This window comes from Pseudolysinimonas sp., from assembly GCF_031389465.1.
In the GTDB taxonomy this organism is placed as follows: Bacteria; Actinomycetota; Actinomycetes; order Actinomycetales; family Microbacteriaceae; genus Pseudolysinimonas_A.
The window spans coordinates 1-2245 of record NZ_JANMSQ010000081.1 but is presented as its reverse complement, the minus strand read 5'-3'; the positions used below and the strand labels follow the sequence as shown (position 1 = coordinate 2245).

The 2245-nt window shown below is 70.5% G+C and carries 2 protein-coding genes; one reads left to right on the top strand and one right to left on the bottom strand.

What is annotated here, in order from left to right:
* Positions 1-155: 155 nt before the first annotated feature.
* Positions 156-1058 (top strand): glycerophosphodiester phosphodiesterase family protein, encoded by a 903-nt coding sequence (locus RMO30_RS03225; protein ID WP_309709448.1) that lies wholly within the window; start codon positions 156-158, stop codon positions 1056-1058.
* Between the two features lie 10 nt (positions 1059-1068).
* Here RMO30_RS03225 and RMO30_RS03220 read toward each other — a convergent pair.
* Positions 1069-2245 (bottom strand): M20/M25/M40 family metallo-hydrolase (locus RMO30_RS03220; protein WP_309709445.1); only part of this gene is annotated, 1177 nt, incomplete at its 5' end.

The window sequence follows — 2245 nt, the reverse complement described above, 5'->3', positions numbered from 1 at the left end:
CGAAACCAAAACCGTCTGGCACACGAAAGCTCTCATCTGAGCCGACCCTCCCGAATGTCACGAAATGGTGAACGGGAGGTAACGAAAAGGTAACGCGCGTGGTAGCGTCGTCGGCACCCGCAGAGTCGCGGGACCCGCTACCCGAGGGCGATGTCATGGCGACAGTGTCGACCAGCATGGGTGCCGACCGGCACCTCTGGCACGTCAGCGCCGCCGCCCTCGTGACCGTCGCATCGGTCGCCGTGCTCGTGCTCGCGCCCGGCGCGACGAACGCCTACGGGGCCAACCTGATGGGACCGTTACGCACCCCCGGTGAGGCGGCGTTCATCGCGGCGCACCGCGGCGACCGGGCGAGCGCTCCCGAAAACACGGTGCCGGCCTTCGCGGCGGCGGTCGTCAGCGGCTCCGATTTTCTCGAGGTCGACGTGCAGCTCACCGCCGACGGTTACCCGGTGCTCATCCACGATCTGACCGTCGACCGCACGACGACCGGGGTGGGCGCGGTCGCCGACCTCACGCTCGCCGAGATCCGCACGCTCGACGCGGGTTCGTGGTTCGCGCCGACGTTCGCCGGAGTGCAGGTGCCGCTGTTCGACGAGTTCCTCGGCATCCTCGCCGGAGCTCCCGAGGTGACCGCCCTCGTCGAACTCAAGGGCACCTGGACGGCGGATGATGTCGAGACTCTCCTCGGCGCCATCTACTTCCGCGGTGTGCAGGACCGCCTGGTGTTCGCATCGTTCTCGCCGACCACGGTGACGGCTCTGCACGACACGGCCCCCGCCATCCCGCGCGTGCTGATTCGCCGGGTGCTGCCGCTCGACCCGGTCGCGGTCGCGCAGCGGTTCGACGCGATCGCGATCATGACGCGATCGTCGGCCCTCGCGGAGCGGCCCGATGCCGTGGAACGGATGCACGCCGCCGGCCTCGGCGTGCTGCTCTACACCCTCAACAGCGAAGAGCGGTGGGGTGAAGCGCTCTCGTACGGTGTCGACGGCATCGTCACTGACACGCCGTCAGCGCTCGACGCCTGGATCGCGCAGACCGCCCCCGGCACGTGACCCGCAGAGGCTAGGCGGATTCGAGGAGGGCGCGGTAGAACGCGATGCCGCGCAGGTAGGCGTCGACGCGGATGCTTTCGTCGATCGCATGCAGGCCAGCGAGTTCGGCCTTCGTCAACTCGAATGGCGTGAACCGGTAGACGGCATCGGTGAGCCGGGTGAAGTGGCGCCCGTCGGTCGCGCCGAGCATCGCGTAAGGCACCGCCACGGCGTCGGGATGCGAGCTGGCGAGGGCCCCGACGAGCCGCTCCCACGGGCGGCCGGTTGCCGGGGCGGTGGGCGGCGGGTCGGATCCGCGAACGATCCGCACCGCGATGCGGTCGTCGGCGATGTCACGGCGGATGCGTCCGACCTCCGCCTCGATCGTCGACCCGGCGACGATCCGCATGTTGACGGTGGCGATGGCAACCTCCGGCAGCACGTTGTCGGCCGCCGCCCCGCGCAACCGGGTGACCACCCGCGTCGTGCGGATGAGGGCGTTCGCCTCGTCGCTTCCCCTAGCGAGAGCGCGTAGCAACACCGGACGGAAGAGCCGTGGATGTCGGTAGGCAAGCCCGAGGATTCCCCGAGCCCGCGAGGCGAGGGCAGCGAACATCGGGTACGCCGTCGGCGGGAGTCCGGCCGGGACCTGCCGCGACACCCGCTGGATGGCGCGGGCGAGTCGCACGGTCGCCGTCACCCCGGAGCGCGGCGGATGGGCCGCGTGCCCGCCGGGTTCCTTGGCGCGCAATTCGATCGTCGCGATGCCTTTCTCGGCGATTCCGATGACGGCGGTCGGCTCGCTCACGCCGGGGAACTGCCCCTGCACGACGGCGCCGCCTTCGTCGAGCACGAAGGCGACGGCGACGCCGCGCTCACCCAGCACCGCGACGGCACGCTCCGCCGCCGAGCCGTGAACCTCCTCGTCGCCGCCGAAACTCAGGTACACGTCGTGTTCGGGCACGAAACCGCTGGTGAGCAGATCCTCCACCGCTTCGAGGATGCCGGCGAGCGCCCCCTTGTCGTCGATCGTGCCGCGTCCCCACACCCGGCGTGCGCCATCCGGGTCGGTCGTCAGATCGGCGTCGAACGGCTCGTGGGTCCAGCCCTCCTCGTCGGCGGGCACGACATCCCAGTGCGCCATGAGGATGAGCGCGTCGCCGGGCGTGCGACCCGGCCAGCGATACAGCAGCCCCGGCCCGTCGAGG